We start from the raw sequence: 18153 nt of genomic DNA, 5'->3' as shown, positions 1-18153 counted from the left end.
AGGGAATACGCGTTTTCTTGGTGGGAGGTGCAGAAAAGGTGTAGGGCAGGCTATCGTAATTCTCCAGCGAGGCGGTTCCCCGGGATTCCCCCACCCCGAGGAACCGAAGCCGCCCCACCCATGCACCCGAAGCCTCAGCCGACCCAGCCTCACGCCCCCGCGCACGAGCAGCGCCATCGACTTGTCGTCGAGGCCCTGCGGGACGTGGTGTTCCAGTTCGACGCGGACGGCCAGTGGACGTACCTGAACCCGGCGTGGACGGAGCTCACGGGCTTCACGGTCGAGGAGTGCCTGGGCCAGCGCTACATGGACTACGTCCACCCGGCTGATCGCGAGCTGAGCCAGGAGGCACAACAAGCGCTGGCGGCGAGACAGCGGGAGAGCTGCGAACACGAGCTGCGCTACCGCACCCGGGAGGGAGGGTTCCGGTGGGTGGAGGTCTGCGTGCGACCGCTGTTGGCGGATGACGGGACGTACCTGGGAGCATGCGGCACCCTGAACGACATCACCGAGCGGCGGCGGGCGACGGACGCGCTGGCCCGACGTGAGCGCTACCTCACCGCGGTGGTGGAGATCCAACAACGGCTGCTGGCGGCCCCGCCCTCGGAGGGCTTCTTCGAGAGGCTGGTGGGACCGCTGGGAGAGGCCTCGGGCGCCAGCCGCGCCTACATCTTCGAGGCGCACCGCGCTCCGGACGGGGATTTGCTCTTCAGCCAGCGCGCCGAGTGGTGCGCGCCCGGGGTGAAGCCGGAGCTGCACAACCCGGAGCTGCAGAACATGGCGATGGAGCGGCTGATGCCGCGCCTCTATGAGCTGCTGTCGCGAGGGCAGAGCCTCTCCGGGAGGGTGAGGGACTTCCAGCCCGAGGAGCGGGCGCTCCTCGAGCCGCAGCAGATCCTCTCGCTGCTGACGCTGCCCCTGTGGGTGCACGGCACGCTGGCGGGCTTCATCGGCTTCGACAACTGCGACGAGGAGCGCGAGTGGGACAAGCTGGAGGTGGACCTGCTGCGGGCCGCGGCCGGGGCCATCGCGCTGGCCATGGAGCAGCGGCAGTCCCAGCGCTCGCTGCGTGAGCGGGAGCTGCGCTTCCGGCGCATCGCGGAGAATGCCTCGGACGTGCTGTACCGCTACCAGCTCGCGGGCACGCGCAGCTTCGCCTTCGTCAGCGGCGTCGTGACGAAGAACCTGGGCTTCACCCCCGAGGAGCACTACCGCGACCCCGAGCTGTGGCACCGCCAGGTGCACCCCGAGGATCGGGAGGTGCTCGAGCAGCTGCTGGTGGAGCCCGAGAAGCAGGACACGCCCGTGGTGGTGCGCTTCCAGCGGCGGGACGGACGCACGGTGTGGCTGCAGCACGTGGTGACGCCGGTGCTGGACGGCGCGGGGCTGTGCGTGGCGGTGGAGGGCATCGCCCGGGACATCACCGAGCGCCGCCAGTTCGAGGAGGCCCTCAAGCTGTCCGAGGCCAGCTTCCGCATCCTCATGGAGGGCGTGCCGGAGCCGGCCGTCATCCAGCGTGACGGCACCATCATCTACGCCAACACCGCGCTGGTGTACGCGCTGGGCTTCGAGAGCCCCCGGGAAGTCATGGGGCGCAGGCTGCACGAGTTCCTGGTGGACGAGCCGACGCCACCGGACGGCACGGTGTCGCTGGTGACGGGCGAGCGGCGCCTGCGGCGGCGCGACGGGAAGGTGCGGGTGGCGGAGTTCGCCTCGCTGCCGCTGCTCTTCGACGGCGAGCCAGCCGTAGTGTCCATCGCGCGCGACGTCACCGAGCAGCGGCAGTTGCAGTCGCGCCTGTCGCTGGCGGACCGCATGGCCTCCATGGGCACGCTGGCCGCGGGCATCGCCCACGAAATCAACAACCCGCTGGCCTTCGTCATCTCCAACCTGGGCTTCCTCCTGGACGAGCTGCGCCGCATGCCCTCGGTGATTCCGGGAGGGATTGCGTCGCGCCCGGAGGTGGACGAGTGGCGCTCGGTGTTGATGGAGGCCCGCGAGGGCGCCGAGCGCGTGCGGCAGATCGTCCGCCAGCTCAAGTCCTTCTCCCGCCAGGACGAGGAGCGGCTGGAGGCGGTGGACTTGCACGCCGTGCTGGACTCGGCGGTGATGCTGGCGGCCAACGAAATCAAGCACCGGGCGAAGCTCAAGCGCGAGTACGGACCGGTGCCCTCTGTCATCGGCAACGAGGGCCGGCTGTGCCAGGTGTTCCTCAACCTGGTGGTGAACGCGGCGCAGGCCATCCCCGAGGGCGCGGCGGACAAGAATGAAATCCGCGTGGTGACGCGCATGGGCCCGGACGGGCGGGTGGTGGCGGAGGTGCAGGACACGGGCGCGGGCATCCCCCAGGAGGTGCTGGGGCGCATCTTCGATCCCTTCTTCACGACGAAGCCGGTGGGAGTGGGCACGGGCCTGGGCCTCTCCATCTGCCACGGCATCATCACCAGCCTGGGCGGGGACATCTCCGTGGAGAGCACGCCCGGCCGCGGCACCACGATGCGGGTGCTGCTGCCCGCCTCCGAGAAGGGCGCGCGGCCGGCGAAGCCCGTGGCGGTCGCTCCGGCGCCGACCACGCAGCGCGGACGGGTGCTCATCGTGGACGACGAGCCCGCCGTCGGACGCGCCCTGCGGAGAATCCTGCGCGAGCACGACGTGGAGCTGGCCACCAGCGGACGGCAGGCGCTGGAGCGGCTGACGGCGGACACCCGCTTCCACGCCGTGCTGTGCGACGTGATGATGCCGGACCTGGGAGGCAAGGACCTGTACGAGGCCGTGCAGCAGGGCGGCTCGGGACTGGAGCGGCGCTTCGTCTTCGTCTCCGGGGGTGCCTTCACCCAGGGGGCGCGGGACTTCCTGTCGCGGGTGCCCAACCCCACGCTGGAGAAGCCCTTCGACGAGACGGCGGTGCGACGCGTGGTGCGTGAGCTGGTGATGAGCCACCCCCTGGTGGCGACCGGGAACTGACGGCATCGGTCGGTTGTCCGACCTCCTCCGGGTGACGGATGGGGGAGACGGGGCACCTGGGACAGGCTGGGTTCCGCTTTCCCCCCGCGCTTCCCGAGGCTCCCCGATGAACCGGACACACCTGTTGCTGGCCACCGCCGCACTGCTCGCCCTGGCGGCGGTGGGGGTGGGCTTGCCCCGCCAGAAGGACACGAGCCACACCGTGGCCCGGCTCGACGAGGCGCCCACAGGCCTGGTGCTGCCCCCCGTCACGGCGAAGGACGGCGCGCTGACGCTGGAGGGCAAGCTGTCCGGGGCCTACCTCATGGCCGGACCGAGCGAGGCCTTCGCCGCGCTGACGGTGCGCGCGGACAAGCGCCCCATGGAGAAGCGGATGCCGGTGAGCCTGGCGCTGGCCATTGACCGCTCGGGCTCCATGCAGGGCCAGAAGCTGGCGAACGCGAAGCTCGCGGCGGTGACACTGATCCGCAGCCTGCGCGAGGGAGATCGGCTGGCGCTCGTGCACTACGGCACGGACGTGCGCGTCTTCCCCAGCCAGGAGGTGTCGGAGGCGACGCGCCAGGAGATGCTGGCCTTCGTGGACGCCATCGAGGACGAGGGCTCCACCCACATCAGCGGGGGCCTGGAGGCGGCGGCGAACGAGCTGCGGCCGTACGTGACGGACTTCCGGGTGAGCCGCATCCTCCTGCTGAGCGATGGAGAGCCCACCGTGGGGCTCACCCAGGAAGGAGACCTCCGGCACCTGGCGGCCACGTTCCAGCGGGAGGGGATGACGGTGAGCGCGCTGGGAGTGGGCGAGGACATCAAGGAGCAGCTGATGCGAGGCCTGGCCGAGCAGGGCGGCGGCTTCTACGGCTACATCCAGGACTCGGAGAAGCTGGCGGAGATCTTCCAGCGCGAGCTGGAGCAGGCGGCAGGGACGCTGGCGCGCGGGGTGGAACTGCGGCTGGAGCTGTCGGAGGGAGTGACGAACGCGGAGGCCATGGGCGTGTCGACGCGGCGCGAGGGCCGCACGCTGGTGGTGCCCCTGTACGACCTGGCCAGCGGGCAGGAGGCCCAGGTGGTGGTGAAGCTGACCCTGTCGCTGCAGGCCACCGAGGCGGCGCGCGGGGTGATGGGGGCGCGGCTGCACTACTGGGACGTGGAGGCCGAGCGTCAGGTGGAGGTGAAGCTCGACCTGTCAGCGAAGGTGACGGAGGACGAGGCGCTGGTGCGAGCGAACCTGGACCAGGAGGTGCGGGTGTACGCAGTACGCGCGCTCGGGGCCAAGGAGATGCAGGCGGCGGCCGAGGAGATGAAGCGGGGCAACCGGGAGCGGGCCCTGGGCATGCTGGACAACGCGCGTCGGCTGTTCGGCTCCTCGGCGCAGGCGCTCTCGGGTGAACTTGCGGACGTGGAGCAGACCCAGGCAGCCTATCGCAACGCACAGGATGAAACTTCCGTGAAGCGTGAGGCGTTACAGCTTCATCGCAAGTCGCTGAAGACCTTCGGACAGAACAACGCCTATTAAGGAAAGACCGGCCATGCCCCTGTCGGTACAGCTGCGGGAACGCGAGGATTTCGAGGTGCGCACCCTGCGTGCGCTGGGTGGCGGAGCGCTCGCGGGCCTGCTGGCGGCGGTGGCCGCGCGGGTGCACCTGCACGTGGACCTGGGCTTCTTCGCGGTGGCGGGGGCGGCCCTGGCGGGTGCGCGGGTGGACTGGAAGGTGCGCCTGGGGATGCTGGTGGGCCTGCCGGTGCTGCTCAACATCCCCGACGTGCTGAACGTGCCAACGCCCTGGGCCGAGGCCAGCATGGGAGCAATGGCGGCGGGCCTGGTGGGAGCGCTGGGGACGACGTGGCGGCCGAAGCCGCTGCAGGTGCTGGCCGGAGCTGTAGGCGCGGGGGCGATGGTGCCCCTGGGGCTGTACGTGAAGGCGGTGATGGACGCGCGCGTCTTCGACGGACGCCTGGGAGCGGTGGGCACGGTGCTGGGCCTCGGGGCGGTGGCGCTCTTCTGGAGCGTGGGCACGCTCGCGACGCACCTGTCCGTGCACAGCAACGCGGTGGAGGCACGGGGCTCGGCGCTGGAGAAGCAGCTGTCGGGCGAGGCACGCGGCCTCGTGTCCCGCGCGGTGACGCAGTACCAGCAGTGTCAGAAGGAGGCGGCACGACTGTCCGCAGGCCCCGGGAAGACGGAGCTGATGGGCGTGCTGGAGAAGATGGCGAGCGAGGTCTTCACCCTGGCGCAGACGCACGCGGAGCTAGAGGCGCAGCTCCGAGCGGTGCCGCCGGGGGAGCTGGACGCACAGGTCCAGGAGCTGCGGGCGAAGGCAGCCGCCACGACGGACGCGGTGGCGCGGCGACAGCTCGAGCTCGCGGCCTCGTCCCTGGGCGAGGAGCTGAACCACCTGGACATGCTGGGCCGCAAACGGGAGCGACTGCTGGCGCAGCTGCACGCACAGGTGGCGCTGCTGGAGCGGGCCCGGGTGTCGCTGGTGGGCGTACAGGGAGGAGATGTGGCCTCGAAGGGCGCGCAGGCCGCGCAGCTCGCGCGCAAGCTGGCGGCGCTGGGGCAGGAGGACTCGGGTTCACCGGCTCCGCCCCCACGTCCCGAGTCCACCAAGGTCGTGGGCTGAGTCGTCCGTATTTCAGAATATTTCTGCCCGCAACAGCACGGTGTAATTTTCCGATAAAACGAGAGTCCCTCTCGTCGCTCCCGCTTCGGGGCAGGAAGCCACACCGTGCGCATGACAAGAACCTCCGCCAGTCACACTCTCCGCGACAGTCGCCTGTTAGCGGCCGTCCTTTCCCTCCTGCTGGCGGCCTGTGGTGGCACGCCGCAGGACGAAGTCGGTGAGGACATCCAGGGCACACAGGAAGCCGGGCTCAACGTCCGGTTGCGCCTGGTGGCCGCCAACACCTCCAGCGGCAACTACCAGAGCTACGACCCGGGCCACGGCATCCGCATCTTCCAGGGCCTGGATCCAGACGTGGTGATGATCCAGGAGTTCAACTACGGGGACAACTCGGCGAGCGCCATTCGGGGCTTCGTGGACACCGCGTTCGGCACGAGCTTCTCGTACTACCGCGAGGCCGGCGCGCAGATTCCGAACGGCATCATCAGCCGCTACCCCATCATCGCCGCGGGCGAGTGGGACGACACGCAGGTGAGCAACCGGGACTTCGCGTGGGCGCGCATCGACGTGCCGGGCCCGAAGGACCTCTGGGTCATCAGCGTGCACCTGCTCACCACGAGCAGCACCGTGCGCAACACGGAGGCGACCAACCTGGTCAACTTCATCAAGGCCAACGTCCCGGCGGGCGACTACCTGGCCATCGGCGGTGACTTCAACACCAGCAGCCGCACCGAGTCCTGCTTCACCACCTTCTCCCAGGTGGTGTCCACGGCCAGCCCCTACCCGGCGGATCGCAACGGCAACACCAACACCAACGCGGGCCGCTCCAGCCCGTACGACCACGTCCTCGTGGACAGCGACCTGCGCGCCTACCAGACGGCGGTGGTCATCGGCGCGAGCTCGTTCAGCGCGGGCCTCGTGGCGGACACGCGCGTGTACTCGCCCATCTCGGAGCTCTCCCCGGCGCTGAGCACGGACAGCGGCGCCACCAACATGCAGCACATGGCCATCGTGAAGGACTTCCTCATCCCGTCGGACACCACCACCACGGGCATCACGGTGACCTCGCCCAACGGCGGCGAGAGCTGGGCGGGCGGTAGCACCCACGCCATCACCTGGACGGCCTCGGGCGTGACGAACGTGAAGGTGGAGTACACGCTCAACGGCTCCACCTGGACCACCCTCACCTCCAGCACCTCTGCCTCCACGGGCAGCTACACCTGGACGGTGCCGAGCAGCGCCACCACCACCGCCCGAGTCCGCGTGAGCGATGCCTCCAACTCCGCCACCACCGACACGAGCAACGCGGCCTTCACCATCACCACCTCCGGAGGAGGAGGTACCGCCGCGCAGGTGTTCATCAACGAGGTTCTCGCCAACGAGGCGGGCTCGGACGTGAACGGCGAGTTCATCGAGCTCGTCAACTCGGGAGGCACGACCGCGGACCTCTCCGGCTGGACGGTGTCCGACAGCACGGGCGTGCGCCACACCTTCGCGAGCGGAACCACCCTGGGCGCGGGCGCGGCGATCGTCGTGTTCGGTGCCTCCTCGGGCATTCCCTCGGGCGTGAGCAACGCGGTGGCCTGCTCCACGGGCACACTCGCCCTGGGCAACAGCGGTGACACCGTGACGCTGAAGAACCCGGCGGGGACGACGGTGGATACCACCACCTATACCTCGTCGCTCGCTGGCACGGACGGCGTGTCGATGAACCGCAGCCCGGATGCCACCAGCGGCGGCACCTTCGTGCTGCACACCACGCTCTCGAGCCTGTCGAGCTCACCGGGTAAGCGCGTCAGCGGCTCCGCGTTCTGAGCCGCTGAGCCATGAGGCAGGAGGCCGGTCTCTGCCGAGAACCGAGACCGGCCCCCTCGCAGAGTCTCCTCCGGGCTCGGTTTTCCACAACTTGTCCGACTGTCGGACAGGTTGGAGAAAAGTGCGGCCGGAGGGCAGCGGGGAGGGGCGAAGATGGGCCTCCCTTCGTCTGACCCGGGAGACGACCCATGGAAACGACAGATCCCCGCATCACCCTCGACGTGCGTGGCCCTCTCGCCCTCATCGGCATCAACCGCCCCGAGAAGCGCAACGCCTTCGACCTCGCGATGCTCCGCGCCTTCTCCGCGGCGATGACGAGCGCGGACCGCCACCCCGACGTGCGCTGCATGGTTGTCCTCGCCCAGGGGGACCACTTCTCCGCCGGCCTGGACCTGGCCAACGTGGCACCTGCGCTCTCCAGCGGCCAGTCACTCTACCCGGAAGGCGCCATCGACCCGTGGGCCGTTCATGGCGCGGTGCGAAGCAAGCCGCTCGTCGTCGCGGTGCAGGGCCTGTGTCTCACGCTCTCCATCGAGCTCATCCTCGCGGCGGACATCACCGTCGCCGCGGAGGACGCGCGCTTCGGACAGATTGAAATCAAGCGCGGCATCTTCCCCTTCGGCGGCGCCACCCTGCGCTTCCCCCAGGTGGCCGGCTGGGGCAACGCCATGCGCTGGCTGCTCACTGGCGACGAGTTCGACGCGCGCGAGGCCTACCGCATCGGGCTCGTCCAGGATGTCGTCCCCCCCGGACAGCAGCGCGAGCGCGCCCTGGCCCTCGCGGAGACCGTGGCGAAACAGGCGCCCCTGGGCGTGCAGGCGACACTCGCCTCGGCCCGGCAGACGCTGACCGAAGGCCCCGAGGCCGCCGCGCGGGCCCTGCTGCCCAAGCTGATGGAGCTCTCCACCACGGAGGATGCGCGCGAGGGTGTCCTCTCCTTCGTCGAGCGCCGAGAGGCCCGCTTCACCGGACGTTGAGGGGTGCTCATCGCCGTCAGGTTCTCATCAATGAGGGGCCGGGTGTCCGTTGGAGAGGACACACCCGAGCCAGGGGAACAGGTGTCACTTCGAGGACGCGGACCCACCGTGCAGCGCCCAGGTTGGTTGCTCCCCAGGAGGTGTCATGGGCACCCGGTCCTTGTCTCCAGCTCCATCTCTTCCGAGTCCCCTGACGGTCTCCTCCCCGGACGTGCCGGTCGCGGTCCAGGTCAGGCCGGCCCCAAGAGGGGGCTTCGGCCCGTTCGCTGCCCTCGCGAGCGCGTTCCTCGGCGTGCTGAGGAACCTCGGGATGGCCGTGAAGTGCCTCATGTTCGGGCTCGCGGGGCTCCTCGTGGGGAGATTCGCTCGAGGCGGGCGGAACCTGCGGCGCGCGGTGATGAAGCTCGTGCAGGTGCCCCTGGACGTGCTGCTGGGTCTGGTGGGACGAGTGCTGAGCGGACTGCAGACACCGCTCGGCCTGGAGCCCAAGGGATGCGAGCTCAGCACGAAGCAGCTCGCGGAGCTGCGCAAGGTGTTTGGTGACGGCCTCGACTACGAGCGGGTGCGCCTCAAGGTCGGAAGGCTGGGACTGCTCGGGCTGCCGGGCCGCTCCTTCGTGCTCGGCAATACGCTCTATGTGCCTCGAGACCTTCCCCGGTCGGCTGCCGGTGCGCTCCTGCTCCCCATGCACCTGCTGGTTCGCGGCATGGGACACGTGTGGCAATACCAGACGGGCGGCACGGACCTGGTGTGCGAGACCCTGTGGGCCCGGTGGTTCGGAGACGGCTCCGACTGGCGCACGGCACTAGACGAGGGCCAGAGCTGGCGCGAGCTGGATCCCGAGCAGCAGGCCCGGTTCCTCCAGATGGCTTACGCCCGCTCGGGCTATTTCCTGGCACCGGGCCAGCGGTTCGTCGATGAGGACACCGGCGTGGACTACACGAAGCAGCTCGAGGCCGCGCTCGAGCAGGTCCGCACGAGGCGGGGAGCCCCGTGAGCCACGAGGGAGCCGCCTACTTCGACGTCTTGGGCCGACTCCTGTCCTCGCTCCTGGCGCGCAGCTCGGAGTTCAGGGGCCGCACCGTGCGCAGGCCCGCCGTCGCTGTCAGCCGCGTGATGACCTGTCCGGGCGTGGCCGTGTCCTCCTCCTGCAGGCGCCGGTCGATTCGCTGCTCGATGTCCTCACGCATGCGCCGAGCCTCGACGAGCGCCGCTTCGATGTGCTCGCGCACCTGCACGGAATGCTCGTCCGCGGCAGCGCTGCGATACGGGGCAGTGTCTCGGCGCACCGCGATGCGCCCAGCGGCTCCTCCCGTCGTGCGGCGCCGCCTCACCACCGTCCGCTTTGCCTTCCCCGTTCCTTCCTTCCGCTTGTCCGCCATCCGAGCCTCCTGAAGCACAATCCACCTCCCTCGAAGGTGGGGCGTGCACTCGTGGGCAGGAAGTCCCCCTCCCAGTGCAGTCTCCCTGCGGCCAAGCAGACAATCGTCACGCGCGCCGCCCGCCTCTTCTCACGCGAGGATGCAGTCGAATTTCTCGATGACGGCGCGGATCTCTTCGAGAGAGGCCTCGAGCCGTTCAGCGAGAACGGGGGCGTAGTAGGTCAGTGCCCGGGTCTGAGGCGGATGGGTGTGGAGATCATCCACGATGACGTCACCGACGAGACCCGGCCACTTGACGCTGCGCAGCTCGGGGGCTCGCCCGATGGGATCGAGGATGGTGAAGCAGGGCCACTTGGGAAAGCGAAGGGTGGATGGGTCAGAGCCCATGATGCGACAGGCATCCATCCGGGCCTCGGAGAAGTCGCAGTCCTCGATGGAGCCGTGCTGATACCACGGGTCACTCCCATATTCGGGCCAGTGCCCAAAGTCGCACCCCGTCAGCCGCCCCTTGAAGCGGCAGCCCTTCAGGTAGGCAGATACCCAGCACTGATGGTTCTTCAACTCCTGTTTCACCTCGAAGGTGCAGTCGATGAACCGTGCCTGCTTGATGATGAGGCGACTCGCGGGCACCTTCAGGACGATGGTGCAGTGACGCAGGGTCAGGCCGGTGCTGAGAAAATAGAGCGAGTTCTTGTCGGTCAGCTCCAGCCGCTCGTTTTCAATCTCCTGGTTCTTGAAGATGACGTTCTCGAGCCACGCCATGACCGTCCCACTTAGAAGATGATCATCCGGAAGAACTCGCCCGCCATGCGCCTGCCATGCCGTGCCAGGTTCGATTCGCTGCCGGAGAGAATCTCGTACTTATAGCCGCCTGGCGACAGGTCAACCACATCTACACCCTGGTGATTGAATCGAAGGGGCCCGTCGAACTGTTCTTTCAGCCTGGCATGCACGTAGCGCCCGCGGGCCTCACGCTCCAACAGCCGCGCCAGCCAGTACTCACCCTTCTTCCGAGCCTCACCAATGGCCTGCTTTTCGGCACCAGAGAGCCTGTGGAGTCCCCACTCATTCGCGATCTTGGTAACGGCATCCTGAAGCATATCCCCCACTTTGTCCTCGGAAGGGATATCCGCAGCCGACTTGCCACGTGGCAGGTGCCAGCGTTGGCCGTCGCTGAGTTCCACCTGCCGGTTGCCACCTCGATGACGAATGACAGTTTCGTAAGAGCGGCCCCCGGAGGTCGTTCCCGCCCCCGTGCCCTGCCTCTTCTTGAGCATTACCACGGCCAGGGGACCCCGCGGTGAGGTGGTCACCGTTTCCACAGCCGCCACCGCCTTGACCAGGGCCCCCTCCGTCGCGAACGCCGTCTCCACGACCTCCACGCGCTCCATGACGGCGGCGCCGCCCTGAGCCTCGAACCGAGCTCCCGCGAGGTTGAAGCCCGGAAGCGACTTCACCCGCGAGGCCACCTGTCCCAGCGTGTGCCCGCTGAGTGTGGCCACTGCGAGAATCATGGCCCGCGCCGCGTCCTCACCCAGGAGCTTCCCAAATTCATCCCCCGCCGCGCGCAGCTCTTCAAAGGTGCTGGCGTGGTGCGCCGTGTCGGCCAGGCGGGCCCACCCGTCCATCAGCCCGTACACCGTCTGGAGGCCTAGCCACCCCATGAGGATGAGAGTCAGCGTGGCGGCCAAGGCCTTGGTCGTCGGCTCGGGCACCACCCACATCATGCAGTAGAGCGCCACCGTCCAGACGACCAGGGACACGAGGGCTCGCACGTCCAGCAGCTCGCGCCCCAGGGCCTCGCGCGTCTCATCGAGCACGGTGCCAAAGGCCAATGCCAGAGCAAGCGTGCGCCGATCGTCGGTGCGCAGGTAGTGCCCGTCGTCCAGCAGTCCCAGACAGTCTCCGCCGCCCTGGTGCGCACACCACTTGAGGTACTTCTCCTTCAAGGCTTCATCCGCCTCGGGCATGAGGCGAACCGGGCCGTCCTGCTTCTGTGGCACGAGGGTGTAGCCTTCGCCCCGGTACGTCTCCAGGCTCCAGTCACCCGTGCTCGCGACCGTCTCGACGTCCTGTGGCGGCAGCTGCAAAAGACTCAGCAGCTCGCGGGCGGCCTCCTTGGGAGTCCTCCGCGCCAGGCGCACGTCGCGCGAGAGGAGGAGAAAGGCCCGCTGGAACTCGGCCTTGTGGATGGGCACGGGCCGGGTGGCGACGACGCCGGGCGCCATGAAGTCCACGACGTATACGGTGGCGGATTCGAGGCCGAGCTCCGCCGTGACAGCCACATGCGCTTTCGGTGCCGATGGGGGCGTGAGCGAGTTGTCGTGGGAACCCACGAGGAAGCTGCCCCGTGGGGCGCCTGTGGCACACGCAGACTGGAGGAAGAGGACGAGGAGAAACCAGCCGCCCAACAGGGGTCGCAGCCGTGCGCCAGGTGGGCGCGGACCAACAAGACGGGTGGACACAGCACACCTCCGGAAGTGCTACGGGCGAGCGGTGGATGGAACCAAATGCAGTCACATCAGTGGATTGCAGCCATACTGACGAGCGAGAGTTTTCCAAAAGATGTAAGTCAGTTCCCTCGCGCCGAGCATGGGCCATCCCGGTGTAACGTTTGCCCATGCCCCGCCAAACCTCGTTCGTCCTTGTGCTCGCATTCGCAGCCATCACCGGCACCTCTTCCTGCGCACCACCCGACAGCCCTCCGGCTCCCTCGGATCCCCGGTTGTGCAACGGACCGCTCGGCACTCGGGCTCAGCTCACGACGCCCATCGGGGCCACCGAGGGCCCGAGGATCGACGAGCCGCTCGAGTGCAACAAGGGAAGCAACGGCATGGACAAGGGCGCCTATATCCGCATCCATGGACACGGGACGCGCCGGATCGTCATGACAAACGCGGCCGGCAAGCAGACCTGCGTGCCTCCACGCGGGGCAAAGTCAGACGTCTGCCCCGAGGTCCCCGCCCATGAAGTGGCCGAGGAGATCAAGAAACGGCTCCAGGCTCGCGGAATCGTGGTCAACGGCATCGGCGAGGGTGTGTGCGCTCAGCCTCTCGGGGATGATGACGAAGCCTGGGACTACTCGGTCGGCATCACGGACTGGAAGGATGCCGACGCCGCCGTCGCCATCGTCGACGAGGTGCTCCGAACGTGGGGCATCGGCGACTCCTTCGGAATCTCCGTGTGGGGAATGAGCTGTGACTACGTGCTCTACTGAGGACCCACTCAGGTCTCCACGGGCGGAGGCACTCGGCGCGCGGTGAATGCAGCACCCGCGGACGCGGCACTCACGAACACCAGCGCCAGCCACTGCGTCACCGTGAGCTGCTCGCGCAGGAACACCAGGCCAGCGAGCGCCGCGACCGCTGGCTCCAGGCTCATCAGGATGCTGAAGGTGCGGCTTGGCAGGACGCGCAGCGCCATCATCTCCAGCGTGTACGGCACCGCGCTGGAGAGGAGCGCCACGGCCAGGCCCGCTGCGAACAGCGCAGGCGTGAGGCGCACCACGAGTCCCTCCGCAAACGAGAAGGGCAGCACCGTCAGAGCCCCGAACAGCATTCCCGTCGCGACGCTCTGCCCTCCCGGGAACACCCTGGACACACGCCCGCCGAGCACGATGTACGCCGCCCAGCACGCCCCCGCGAAGAGCGCCAGCAGAACCCCCAGGAGATCAAGCGAGCCCACACCCCCGCGCCACGGAGCGATGAGGGCAATGCCCACCGCCGCGAGCACCACCCACAGAAAGTCAGAGGCGCGTCGCGACCCGAACACCGCGAGCGCCAGCGGCCCCACAAACTCCAGCGTAACGGCCAGCCCCAGCGGGATGCGCTCGAGCGCCTTGTAGAAGCTCAGGTTCATCGTGCCGAGCACCACCCCGTACGGGATAACCGCAACCCACTGCGCACGCGTGAGTCGCGCGAACGGCGGACGGAACACCGCGAGCAGCATGAGCGCAGACAGCCCGATGCGCAGACCCGCCGTGCCCGCCGAGCCGAGCACTGGGAACAACTCCTTCGCGAAGGCCGCGCCGCCCTGCACGCTCACGACGGCCAAGAGCACCGCGGGGATGGGAGGCAGGATCAGCGGACGACGGACCGAGGAGGCTTCACTCATGCGCGCACCCTAACCGCCCGGTGACGCCGAATGCAGTCACATCGGTTGATTGCAGCGAGACTGACGAGCACTGGTTCACTGGACGTAGCTCAGCTTAAGCGCGGGCTGTGCGCGCGCTGTCCCGGTGTAGCGTCCGGCCATGCTCCGACAAACCCCCTTCGTCCTCGTCCTCGCCGTCACCACCGTCGCCGGCATGTCTTCCTGCGCATCCGTCAGCAATCGGAGTCCCAACAAGGACCCGCTGTGCGACGGGCCGCTCGGCACTCGGGCACAGCTCACCACCCCCATCGGGGCCGCCCAGGGTCCGAGGATTGATGAGCCGCTCGCATGCACCAAGGGAGGCAGCGGCATGGACCGCGGCGCCTATATCCGCATCCACGGCAACGGAACGCGCCGGCTCGTCATGGAGACCGCAGCCGGCGAGCAGCTCTGTGTGCCTCCACCCCAGGCCGCGCCAGACGTCTGCCCCCAGGTCCCCGCCGATGCGGTGGCCTCGGAGATTTCAAAGCGGCTCCAGGCGCGCGGAATCAACGTCAACGGGATGGGCGCGGGCGTGTGCGCTCAGCCTGTCGGGCAGGACTTCGACACCTGGAACTACTCGGTCGGCATCACGAACTGGAAGGATGCCGATGCCGCCGTCGCCATCGTCGACGAGGTGCTCCGCGAGGGGGGCATCGGCCACCACTTCGGTATTTCCGTGCGGGGAATCGACTGCACCGCTGTCCCCCTCTAACGGCGGCCTGTCCGTCCAGGGCCCGACCCATCTACGAAGCCCTTCGTTGACATCTACGAATCGCTTCGTATATTTCTCCCATCGAAGCTGACGGGAGGGAGAGCGATGAGTGAACCGAAGCTGCCGCGTCCCACGGACGCGGAGCTGGGCATCCTGCAGGTGCTGTGGGAGCGAGGCCCGAGCACGGTACGCGAGGTGCACGAGGCCCTGAACAAGGGCTCCGAAGGCACCGGCTACACCACGGTGCTCAAGCTGATGCAAATCATGACCGACAAGGGGCTCGTGCAGCGCGACGAGTCCCAGCGGGCGCACGTGTACACCGCGCGAGCCACGCAGCAGAAGACACAGCGGCAGCTCGTGACGGACCTGCTGGACCGAGCGTTCGGCGGCTCGCCCGCTCAGCTCGCCATGCAGGCGTTGTCGACGAAGAAGGCCTCGGCGGAGGAGCTCGCCGAGCTGCGCAAGCTGCTGGACACCCTTGAGGAGGAGAAGCCATGAGCGAAGCCGTGTCGCAGTCCCTGGGCTGGGCGTTGCTGCATCTCCTCTGGCAGGGCGCACTCGTGGCGGCGGCGCTGGCTGTAGCGCTGCGCGTGCTCGACCGTCGCGCGGCGTCCGTGCGCTACCTGCTGGCCTGTGGCGCACTGGCGCTGATGCTCGTGCTGCCCGCGCTCACCGGCTGGCAGCACTACACCTCTCTCCAGAAGGCGGAGCCACTCCCCGAGGCTCCCGCTCCGGTGATGACCCACACCCAGGAGGCGATGATCGCTCCCCTCCCCGCGCTGAAGCCGGAGACCCCGCGCGCCTTCGAGCCCACGCCCGTGTGGGAGCGGGCATTGTCGCGGGTGGGCGAGCACATGCACTGGTTGGTGCTCGCATGGGGACTGGGCGTGGCGGTGTCGTCGCTGCGGCTGCTCTCTGGGTGGCTGAAGCTGCGCCGCCTGGTGCGTGAGGCCGAGCCCGCCCCCTCCGAGTGGCAGGAGGCGCTGGAAATGCTGTCCGAGCGCCTGGGCCTGACGCGCTCGGTGCGGCTGCTGCGCTCGGCGGCGCTGGACGTGCCCGCGGCGGTGGGTTGGCTGCGGCCTGTGGTGCTGCTGCCTGTAACGGCACTCACCGGGCTGTCGGCGCGCCAGCTCGAGATGGTGCTGGCTCACGAGCTGGCCCACATCCGCCGCCACGACTTCGTGGTGAACCTGGTGCAGACGCTGGTGGAGACACTCCTCTTCTACCACCCGGCGGTGTGGTGGATGTCGCGCGTCATCCGCGTCGAGCGCGAGCACTGCTGCGACGACATCGCCGTGGGCACGAGCGGCAACGCGGTCTCCTATGCTCGCGCCCTCACCGCGCTGGAGTCCCTGCGCGTGATGCCCCTCGAGTCAGCGAGCCCGGCGATGTCCGCCCTCGGTGGCTCGCTCACGGATCGCGTCCGTCGGCTGGTGGTCGCGCCCGCGGCACGCTGCTCCTCACGGTGGGTGGCGGGCGCCTCGGTCGTCACGCTGATGAGCGGCGCGGCGGTGGCGGCGCCCCTGGCGGCCCTCGTCCTCCCCGAGCATCCCGCGGCCTTGGCCGAGGCTCCCGCGCCCCTGGCGCCCCCGAGCCCTCCGCAGGCGGCCGCAGGCCCCGCCTCCCTCCCTGTTTTCGAGCAGGAGGTGGCCAACCTGGCCCAAGGCGTCGCCGCCACCGTGGTGCCGAGCGTCCTGTCCGCGCTCTCCGCCCAGGGCCCGGTGATGATGCGGGAGCTCCTCGCCCAGGCTCCCGCGCCCGCTCCGGTTCCGGTTCCCGTGCCGAAGCCGGTGAGCGCCGGCAAGCAGGACTCCGCCGACAAGGACGAGGACAACACCCGTGTGGGCGACAAGCCGCTCTCGGTGGATCAGCTCGTCGCGCTCAAGGTGGCCCGTGTCACCCCGGAGCGCGTGAAGGAGCTGGAGTCGCTCGGCTACGAGCCCACGGTGGAGAACCTGGTGCAGTTCGGCCACGCCCAGGTGACGCCCGAGTTCGCCAAGGAGATGACGGGCCTGCTGGGCCGCAAGCCCACCGCCGACGAGCTGGTGCAGATGCGGCACCTCGGCGTGACGACCGAGCGCGTAAAGGCACTCGAGGCGGCCGGGTACGGCAAGCTCTCCGCGGATGAGCTCACGCAGGCGGCGGCGCTCGGCGTGGATGAGCGCTTCATCAACGAGCTGAAGGGTGCCGGCTACGACAAGCTGCCCTTCGACGACCTCATCGAGCTGCGCGCCCTCGGGGTGAATGGCACGTTCGTCCAGGGGCTGAAGGCCGCGGGCTACGACAAGCTCCCGGCGGACGAGCTGGTGCAGTTCAAGGCGCTCGGCGTGACTCCGGAGTACCTCCGCTCGCTGCGCGAGGCCGGGCTGGACAAGCTCCCCGCGGATGACGTGGTGCAGCTGCGCGCGCTCGGCGTGAGCGCGGACTTCATCCGCAAGCTGCGCGATGAGGGACTGGACAAGCTCTCCGTCGATGAGCTCGTCCGTCTGCGTAGCAGTGGCGTGGACGCGGACTTCATCCGCGAGCTGCGCAAGAAGCAGTAACCCGCCGTTCCCCTCCCCTCACCTTCCACGGGCCCACGGCCGCGCTTCCCGCGCGCGCCGCCGGGCCCCCTTTTGCCCGAAGCAACCCGAAGTGCCTCGTCAGGAGCCTGAACCATGCGAATCCCCAGGAATCCCTTTCCTCTCTTCGCCGCCGTGCTGCTGTGGACCCTCTCCGCGCTGGCCGCCTCGCCAAACACCGGCACGTGGACGGCCACGGCGCGCGAGGACACGCTGAATCTGAGCTTCCGCTTCGAGGAGCGCAGCCAGATGGGCATCACCGTTCCTCGCTCCGCCTTCCAGGGGTTGAACACCGCGGACGGCGCGAACACGAAGTTCCAGCTCGTGCGCGAGGCGGGCACGCTGAACTTCGAGGGCCGCTTCTCCGGCGGCGAGGGCGCGGGCCACTATCAGTTCGCCCCCAATGCCGCGTACCTCCAGGAGATGGCGAAGCTCGGGTACACGGAGATTTCTCTGCTCGAGCAGTTTCAGTTCGCCATCTTCGACGTGGGGCCGGCCCGGGTGAAGGCGTTGGCGGAGCTCGGCTATACGAAGCTGTCAGACGACCAGTTGCTCCAGGTGGCCATCTTCCAGGTGACGCCCGAGCACATCCGCGCGATGAGGGCGGCCGGCTACGACAAGCTCACGATGGACGAGCTCGTCGCCTCGCGCATCCACGGAGTGACGCCCGAGCACATCCGCGAGCTCGCCGGGTTGGGCTACCGCAAGCTGTCCTTCGACGAGCTGCTGTCCACGCGCATCCACCGCATCACCCCTCAGTTCATCAGCGAGGCGAAGGGCCTGGGCCTGGGCGAGCTCTCCCTGGAAGACCTGATGACGATGCGCATCCACCGCGTCACCCCCGAGTACGTCCGGGAAATCCGGGAGGCCGGCTACCCGGACGTCACGCTGAAGCAGCTCGTGGAGATGCGCATCCACGCAATCGACGCGGACTACGTTCGTTCTCTCTCTAGGAATAAGAATACGCGCGGGAAGTAATAGCGGTTCGAC

The 18153-nt window shown here is 68.6% G+C and carries 15 protein-coding genes; 11 read left to right on the top strand and 4 right to left on the bottom strand.

What is annotated here, in order from left to right; genetic code table 11:
• Positions 1–120: 120 nt before the first annotated feature.
• The 6 genes from F0U60_RS02200 to F0U60_RS02175 all read left to right on the top strand — a co-directional run bounded on the left by F0U60_RS02200 (position 121) and on the right by F0U60_RS02175 (position 9371).
• Positions 121–2964: a PAS domain S-box protein gene (locus F0U60_RS02200; RefSeq protein ID WP_395813413.1), complete on the top strand. Its 2844-nt coding sequence runs from the start codon at positions 121–123 to the stop codon at positions 2962–2964.
• 106 nt (positions 2965–3070) lie between these two features.
• Positions 3071–4474 carry a VWA domain-containing protein gene (locus F0U60_RS02195; protein WP_395813411.1) on the top strand — a complete coding sequence of 468 codons (1404 nt, stop codon included), beginning with the start codon at positions 3071–3073 and terminating at the stop codon, positions 4472–4474.
• A 13-nt stretch (positions 4475–4487) separates the two neighbouring features.
• Positions 4488–5582 carry a hypothetical protein gene (locus F0U60_RS02190; protein ID WP_395813409.1) on the top strand — a complete coding sequence of 365 codons (1095 nt, stop codon included), beginning with the start codon at positions 4488–4490 and terminating at the stop codon, positions 5580–5582.
• 111 nt (positions 5583–5693) lie between these two features.
• Positions 5694–7397, top strand: a complete 1704-nt coding sequence (locus F0U60_RS02185) for a lamin tail domain-containing protein (protein WP_395813407.1) — start codon at positions 5694–5696, stop codon at positions 7395–7397.
• Between the two features lie 188 nt (positions 7398–7585).
• Positions 7586–8374 (top strand): crotonase/enoyl-CoA hydratase family protein, encoded by a 789-nt coding sequence (locus F0U60_RS02180; RefSeq protein ID WP_395813405.1) that lies wholly within the window; start codon positions 7586–7588, stop codon positions 8372–8374.
• Positions 8375–8684: 310 nt separating this feature from the next.
• A complete protein-coding gene (locus F0U60_RS02175) occupies positions 8685–9371 on the top strand; it encodes a hypothetical protein (RefSeq protein WP_395813403.1) in 687 nt (228 codons plus the stop codon).
• Between the two features lie 16 nt (positions 9372–9387).
• On the opposite strand, the gene F0U60_RS02170 is transcribed toward F0U60_RS02175, so the two are convergent.
• The 3 genes from F0U60_RS02170 to F0U60_RS02160 form a co-directional block, all read right to left on the bottom strand.
• Entirely contained in the window at positions 9388–9756 is a 369-nt protein-coding gene (locus tag F0U60_RS02170; RefSeq protein WP_395813401.1) for a hypothetical protein, read from the bottom strand.
• Positions 9757–9885: 129 nt separating this feature from the next.
• Positions 9886–10518 carry a hypothetical protein gene (locus tag F0U60_RS02165; protein ID WP_395813399.1) on the bottom strand — a complete coding sequence of 211 codons (633 nt, stop codon included), beginning with the start codon at positions 10516–10518 and terminating at the stop codon, positions 9886–9888.
• 11 nt (positions 10519–10529) lie between these two features.
• Positions 10530–12221, bottom strand: coding sequence for a hypothetical protein (locus F0U60_RS02160; protein WP_395813397.1), 1692 nt, complete (start codon positions 12219–12221; stop codon positions 10530–10532).
• Positions 12222–12376: 155 nt separating this feature from the next.
• Between F0U60_RS02160 and F0U60_RS02155 the strand changes: the two genes are divergently transcribed.
• Entirely contained in the window at positions 12377–12973 is a 597-nt protein-coding gene (locus F0U60_RS02155) for a hypothetical protein (protein ID WP_395813395.1), read from the top strand.
• Positions 12974–12981: 8 nt separating this feature from the next.
• Here the strand turns inward: F0U60_RS02155 and F0U60_RS02150 are convergent, their stop codons facing one another.
• Entirely contained in the window at positions 12982–13869 is an 888-nt protein-coding gene (locus tag F0U60_RS02150; RefSeq protein WP_395813393.1) for an EamA family transporter, read from the bottom strand.
• 139 nt (positions 13870–14008) lie between these two features.
• Between F0U60_RS02150 and F0U60_RS02145 the strand changes: the two genes are divergently transcribed.
• From F0U60_RS02145 to F0U60_RS02130, 4 genes are all read left to right on the top strand, one after another.
• Complete coding sequence (locus F0U60_RS02145; protein ID WP_395813391.1) at positions 14009–14602, top strand: hypothetical protein; 594 nt, start codon at positions 14009–14011, stop codon at positions 14600–14602.
• A 105-nt stretch (positions 14603–14707) separates the two neighbouring features.
• Positions 14708–15100, top strand: a complete 393-nt coding sequence (locus F0U60_RS02140) for a BlaI/MecI/CopY family transcriptional regulator (protein WP_395813389.1) — start codon at positions 14708–14710, stop codon at positions 15098–15100.
• On the top strand, positions 15097–17145 hold the full coding sequence (locus tag F0U60_RS02135; RefSeq protein WP_395813387.1) for a M56 family metallopeptidase: 2049 nt from the start codon (positions 15097–15099) through the stop codon (positions 17143–17145). The genes F0U60_RS02140 and F0U60_RS02135 overlap by 4 nt, the downstream gene beginning before the upstream one ends.
• 114 nt (positions 17146–17259) lie before the next feature.
• Positions 17260–18141, top strand: coding sequence for a 4-hydroxy-3-methylbut-2-enyl diphosphate reductase (locus tag F0U60_RS02130; RefSeq protein ID WP_395813385.1), 882 nt, complete (start codon positions 17260–17262; stop codon positions 18139–18141).
• Positions 18142–18153 lie beyond the last annotated feature (12 nt).

This window comes from Archangium minus (assembly GCF_044360475.1).
GTDB lineage: Bacteria > Myxococcota > Myxococcia > Myxococcales > Myxococcaceae > Archangium > Archangium minus.
This window is presented reverse-complemented; position numbering and strand designations above follow the sequence as displayed.